Annotated in this window: 3 protein-coding genes; all 3 read right to left on the bottom strand. The window is 70.0% G+C overall.

Annotated features, from left to right (window positions below):
• Window positions 1–134 precede the first annotated feature (134 nt).
• Window positions 135–3,857, bottom strand: a complete 3,723-nt coding sequence (locus ACWGI8_RS37435) for a ThuA domain-containing protein (RefSeq protein ID WP_453667898.1) — start codon at window positions 3,855–3,857, stop codon at window positions 135–137.
• Window positions 3,858–4,191: 334 nt separating this feature from the next.
• A complete protein-coding gene (locus tag ACWGI8_RS37430; RefSeq protein WP_453667897.1) occupies window positions 4,192–5,196 on the bottom strand; it encodes a sugar phosphate isomerase/epimerase family protein in 1,005 nt (334 codons plus the stop codon).
• Between the two features lie 13 nt (window positions 5,197–5,209).
• The coding region (locus tag ACWGI8_RS37425; RefSeq protein ID WP_453667896.1) for a Gfo/Idh/MocA family protein at window positions 5,210–6,058 on the bottom strand (849 nt) is incomplete at its 5' end.

The raw sequence follows: 6,058 nt of genomic DNA, 5'->3' as shown, positions 1-6,058 counted from the left end.
ACCCCCGGGTCACCCACACCTATTCTTCCCTGTGCGCCCGGGCTGCCCCCGTGCTCTCCGTGGGGGGGGCGGGGGGGGGGGGTTCGGGGGTCCCCCCCCCCGCCGCCGGCTTGCGGAGTCCGGCAGGGGCCGCCCTACGAAGAGGAGAGCAGCTCCTTGAGCTGGACGTTCCGGAAGGAGACCTGGTCGTCGGCCCCGTGGTTCTGGATGCCGATGTAGCCGTCCTTCAGGCTGCGCACCGGGTCGGTGTTGGTGAAGTCGTTGATCTTCACGCCGTTGAGGAAGACCTGGAGCCGCTCACCCTGGACCTTGATCTCGTAGCTGTTCCACTGGCCGGGCGGCCGCAGCACCCGGTCGCGGGCCTGGAGGTCAGCCGACTTGAAGCCGTAGACGGCGCCGGTGGTGCGGTCGGCGGCGTCGGTGGCGTCGATCTGCACCTCGTAGCCGTTGTTCACCGCGGACCAGGGGTCGTCGGAGGCCGGGAAGCCCACGAAGACTCCGGAGTTGTCGTCGCCCGCCATCTTCCAGTCGAGCTTGAGCGAGTAGGACTTCAGCTCCTTGGCCTGGTACCAGAGCATGCCCATGCCGCCCTCGGACCGGAGCTCACCGTCCACGACGTTGAACTTCCCGGGCCCCGCCTGCTTCCAGCCCTCCAGCGTGTGGCCGTTGAACAGGTCCCGGTAGCCGGTCTGCGGCCTGCAGTCGGCGTTGACCTGCCCGGCGGCGTAGCGCAGTCCGCCCAGCAGATGCTGCCGGAAGGCCGGTTCGGCGTAGGACTCCTTGGTGTGTCCGCCGCCGGTGTAGAAGGCGCGGCCGCCCTGATAGGTCCGGCACCAGGCGATCGGGTGGTCGCCCTTCATGGTGCCGCCCTGATAGGTGGTCTCGTCGAGGGTGGCGAGGACGCGGGCCTGACCGCGCGGGTTGGTGCGGTAGTTGTACCACTCGTCGGTGCGCTCCCACGCCTCGTCGAGGTGGGAGGTCGCCGGGTGGTCGTGGTCCTCGACCCGTACCGTCGCCTTCTGGATCTGCGGGTGCGAGTGGAAGTACGCGCCGACGAGTCCGCCGTAGAACTCCCAGTCGTACTCGGTGTCGGCGGCCGCGTGGACGCCCATGTAGCCGCCGCCGGTGGCGACATAGTTCTCGAACGCCTTCTGCTGCTCGGCGTTCAGCACATCACCGGTGGTCGACAGGAACACCACGGCGTCGTACCGGGCGAGGTTGTTCGTCGTGAACTGGGCGGCCTCCTCCGTGGCGTCGACCGTGATGTTGCTGGTCTGCCCGAGCTCCTTCAGCGCCGCGACACCCGTCGGGATGGAGTCGTGGCGGAATCCGGCCGTCCTGGAGAAGACGAGGACCCGCTTGGCGGTCCGGTCGACGGGCGTGCTGGAGAGCTCGAAGTCGTCCACGTCGTAGAGCGCTCCCGCCCCGCCCTTGAAGACCAGGAACAGCTCGGTGGTCTTCTTCGGTACGGCGCGCAGCGGGACGTCGACGTTCTGGAAGGTCTCCCAGCCGCCGGTCACCGGGACCGGCGCCGAGCCGAGCAGGGTGCCGGTCGCCGAACCCGTACGCACTTCGAGGAAGCCGCCGGCGCCACCGGAGGAGACACGGGCGGTGAGCTTGGTGGATCCGGTCAGGTTGTAGGGCTTGAAGGAGATCCAGTCTCCGTCGTCGATGTCGCCCACGGTCTTGCCTCCGTTGGCGGGCGTCTTGTTGATGACACTCACTCCGGACTGGCCGGTGAAGTGCTCGGCCTGCCGGTGGCGCGGCTGCAGCTGCGCCTGGTCGTGGCTGGTGAGCGCGGCCTGGCCGCCGCCTCCGCCGTCCGTGTACTCGGCGTCGAAGACTCCGAAGATGTTCGCGTTCGGGTCGTGGCCGCCGTCCGCGGACGTCTTGATGGTCCCGGTGCAGCCGTTCGCCGACGTCACGGGGTGGCCATGGCTGTCATGGCCGAGGACGTACGTCACCTTCACCTTGGCGCAGTCGATCGTGCCGGCCGCGCTGTCCTCGGGGTCCGTGACGGTCACCTTGAACGGGATCTCGTCGCCGAAGCTGAACAGCGCTCCCTCGGCGGGCAGTTGCAGGGTGACCTTGGGCGCGGTGTTGCCGACGACGACCTGGACGCTGGCGGAGCCGGTGCGCCCGGTCGTGTCCTTCGCGGTCACCGTCGCCGTGTACGTGCCGTTCTTCTGGTACGTGTACGCCGGGTTGGCGGCCGTGGAGGTGCCGCCGTCGCCGAAGTTCCAGCTGTAGGTGAGCGCGTCCCCGTCGGCGTCGGTCGTGCCGGCCGAGGAGAAGGCGACCCGCAGCGGGGCCTTGCCGGACGTCTTGTTCACGGCGGCCTCGGCTACCGGGGAGTGCCCGTCGGTGGCGTTCTCGATGCGGTAGAGCGCGGAGTGCTCGTTGCCGCCGAACCAGGCGGTGCCGTAGTCGAGGACGTACAGCGCCCCGTCAGGACCGAACGACATGTCCATGATCTGTGTCCCGGTCCACGGGACGGGGTTGATGGACTGGACGGTACCGTCGGCGCCGTGCTCGATGCGCTTGATCCAGCGACGGCCGAACTCGCCGGCGAAGAAGTCGCCGTCGTACGCCTCGGGGAACTTCACCGGGGAGTCGAGGGCCGCGTCGTAGTGGTAGACCGGCCCGCCCATCGGCGACTCGGAGCCGGTGCCGAACTCGGGCACGGATCCGCCGTCGTACGGGATCCAGGCGGGCTGGGCGGGCGGCAGGTCGACGAGGCCGGTGTTGTGCGGTGAGTCGTTCTTCGGAGCCGCGCAGTCAAAGGTGGCTCCGGACGCCTTCGTCGCGAAGTCGTAGTCGACATAGGCGTCGTTCTTGCCGGTGCAGAAGGGCCAGCCGAAGTTGCCGGGCTTGGTGATCCGGGCGAACTCGACCTGTCCGGCCGGACCGCGCTTGGGGTCGGCCGCACCGGCGTCCGGCCCGTAGTCGCCGACGTACAGCACACCCGTCTTCTTGTCGACGCTGAAGCGGAACGGGTTGCGGAAGCCCATCGCGTAGATCTCGGGGCGGGTCTTCTCCGTGCCCGGGGCGAAGAGATTGCCGTCGGGGACGGTGTACGAGCCGTCGTCGGCGACCTTGATGCGGAGGATCTTTCCGCGCAGGTCGTCGGTGTTGCCCGAGGTGCGGCGGGCGTCGTACGCGGGGTTGCGGCCGGGCCGCTCGTCGATGGGCGTGAAGCCGTCCGAGGCGAACGGGTTGGAGTCGTCCCCGGTCGACAGATACAGGTTGCCCTGTGCGTCGAAGTCGATGTCTCCGCCGACGTGGCAGCAGATGCCACGGGTGGCGGGGATGTCGATGACCTTCTTCTCGCTCGCGTTGTCCAGGGTCCCGTCGGCCTTGAGGACGAAGCGGGAGAGCCGGTTGACGCCGTCGTACTTGGCGAAGTCGGCGGCGGTGCCCTCGTTGGGGGCGTCGCCGGCGGGCGTGTCCAGCGGGGGCGCGTAGTAGAGGTAGATCGCCCGGTTCTGGCTGAACTCCGTGTCGATGCCGACGCCCTGGAGGCCTTCCTCGTCGTGCGCGTAGACGGGGATGGTGCCGATGACGCGGGTCGTTCCCGCGGCGTCGGTCATCCGCAGCTCGCCGTCGCGCGAGGTGTGCAGCACACTGCGGTCGGGCAGGACGGCGAGCGACATGGGCTCGCCGACCTCGGGCTCGCCCTTCGCGAGCGTGACCTGCTGGAACTCCTCGGCCGCCGGCTCGGCGGCAGGCGCGTCGTGCGCGGGCATCACAGCCCCGACGGGGGCGGCGAGGGCGAGCGAGGTGGCGGCGAGAAGGCCGGCGGTGAGGAGCGCGAGTCCCGAACGGACTCTGCCTGCTCCGGGCCGTTTTCTGTGCACGTGTGTCCTCCGGAAGTAGCCGGTCGTACGAGCGGGTGCTGCCGTGCGGCTCCGCGCGCGAAGTGGCCGCGGAGAGTCCGGGGACCGGCGTGCGCCGTTCACGCTGGTCGAATCGCTGGTCGAATCGCTGGTCGAATCGCTGGTCGGGTTGAGGGCTATGTCCTGTACACCTCAGGGACCGTAGCCGTGTTCGTCCTGGGCCGAAAGCCCTTGCGCAGCAAGGAAGTTGAACTTTCTCCCGCGGCAGGACAAAGCCGTGCCGGGGCAGGCCGGACCGGCCCGGTGACGGCTGCCGCCACCGGGCTCCGGCCTGCGGTGATACCGGTGAAAGCGGCTAGTCGTCGCCTCCGAAGGCCGCGTCGAACGAGGCCGACGGCGGATCGAAGTCGTACCTCTTCAGGGTGGCAAGCGCTTCCGGTGCGCCCGTCAGCCGGTCCATAGCGGCGTCCTCCCACTCGACCGATACGGGGCCGTCGTAGCCGATCGACCGCAGCATCCGGAACACGTCCTCCCAGGGCACGTCACCGTGCCCGGCCGAGACGAAGTCCCAGCCGCGCCGCGGATCGCCCCACGGAAGGTGCGAGCCGAGCCGCCCGTTGCGGCCGTCGAGACGCTTGCGTGCCTCCTTGCAGTCGACGTGGTAGATCCGGTCCCGGAAGTCGTAGAGGAAGCCGACCGGGTCGAGGTCCTGCCAGACGAAGTGGCTGGGATCGAAGTTCAGCCCGAACGCCGGACGGTGGCCGACGGCTTCCAGCGCCCGGTGCGTGGTCCAGTAGTCGTATGCGATCTCGCTGGGATGGACCTCGTGGGCGAAGCGCACGCCCTCCGCGTCGAAGACATCGAGGATCGGGTTCCACCGCTCGGCGAAGTCCTCGTAGCCGCGCTCGATCATCCGCTCCGGTACCGGAGGGAACATGGCGACGAGATGCCAGATCGAGGAACCGGTGAAGCCGATGACGGTGCGCACGCCGAAGGCGGCCGCGGCGCGTGCGGTGTCCTGCAGTTCGCGTGCCGCCCGCTGCCGTACGCCTTCCGGCTCTCCGTCGCCCCAGATCCGGGCGGGCACGATCGCCTTGTGCCGCTCGTCGATCGGGTTGTCGCAGACGGCCTGCCCCACGAGATGGTTGGAGACCGCCCAGCACTTCAGTCCGTACTTGTCGAGCAGGGCGCGCCGCCCGTCCAGGTAGGAGGGGTCGGCGAGGGCCTTGTCGACCTCGAAATGGTCTCCCCAGCAGGCGAGTTCGAGGCCGTCGTAGCCGAAGTCGCGGGCCAGCCGGCAGACCTCCTCCAGCGGAAGGTCGGCCCACTGGCCGGTGAAGAGGGTGAAGGGACGTGGCACGGCGAGGACCTCCTCAGACGGGGACGGGTGTGTAGACGGCGTTCTTCTCCGCGCTCTCCTCCACCGCCGCGAGCACCCGCTGCACCTGCAGCCCGTCGGCGAACGACGGCGTCGGGCCGGTGCCGTCGGCGATGGCGTTCACCAGGTCGCGCGCCTGGTGGGTGAAGGTGTGCTCGTAGCCGAGCGCGTGGCCGGGCGGCCACCATGCCGCCAGATACGGGTGGTCCGGCTCGGTGACGAGAATCCGCCGGAAGCCGGCCGAGGAGGCGGGCTCGGTGTGGTCGTGGAAGGACAATTCGTTGAGCCGCTCCAGATCGAAGGCGAGCGAGCCGCGCTCCCCGTTGATCTCCAGCCGAAGCGCGTTCTTGCGGCCGGCGGCCATCCGGGTCGCCTCGAAGGAGGCGAGCGCCCCGGAGGCGAGCCGCCCCGTGAACAGGGCCGCGTCGTCGACGGTGACCTGCCCGCGCCCGTCCGCTCCGGCCGCCGACAGGCCCGTCGACGCCCCCGCGAGCAGCGGCCGCTCCCGGACGAAGGTCTCGGTGAGCGCCGACACACCCACCAGCGGCTCCCCCGCCAGATACTGCGCGAGGTCCACGGCATGCGCCCCGAGGTCCCCGAGCGCCCCGGATCCGGCGTGCTCACGCTCCAGCCGCCAGGTGAGCGGGAAGTCCGGGTCGACGAGCCAGTCCTGCAGATAGGTGATCCGTACGTGGCGCAGGGCGCCGAGCCGGCCGGCGGCGATCAGCCGGCGGGCGTACGCGATCGCGGGCACCCGCCGGTAGTTGAAGCCCACCATGGCCACCTGGCCGCGCCCGGCGGCCGCTTCGGCCGCGGCCACCATCGCCGCGGCCGCGGCGACCGA

It is taken from the genome of Streptomyces sp. NPDC054841 (assembly GCF_053611045.1).
Note: the sequence above shows the minus strand (reverse complement) of the source record. Positions and strands in the feature narration are given on the sequence as shown.